General features: G+C 40.5%; 1 protein-coding gene. It reads left to right on the top strand.

Annotated elements, in window-relative coordinates; all coding sequences use genetic code 11:
* Window positions 1–264 (top strand): ATP-binding cassette domain-containing protein (locus V7149_RS21710; protein ID WP_335347681.1); only part of this gene is annotated, 264 nt, incomplete at both ends.

Consider the following 264-nt stretch of genomic DNA (forward strand, 5'->3'; position numbering starts at 1 on the left):
CCGTACCTCTTTCTTTACAGATGAAGGAGAAGTAAAAGCGGTTGATGGTGTTGACTTCTCGATTGAAAAGGGCAAAACGCTAGGAATAGTTGGCGAATCTGGCTCAGGTAAAAGTATTACTTCCCTTTCGATTCTTCGCCTTCTGCAAGAGCCAATTGGGAAAATTGTCGGTGGGGAAGTTTATTTCAAAGGGGAAAACCTATTAGAAAAAACGAAAAAGCAGATGATGGATATTCGCGGAAATAATATCTCGATGATTTTCCA

This window comes from Bacillus sp. JJ1503 (assembly GCF_036965125.1).
Classification (GTDB): Bacteria; Bacillota; Bacilli; order Bacillales; family Cytobacillaceae; genus Cytobacillus.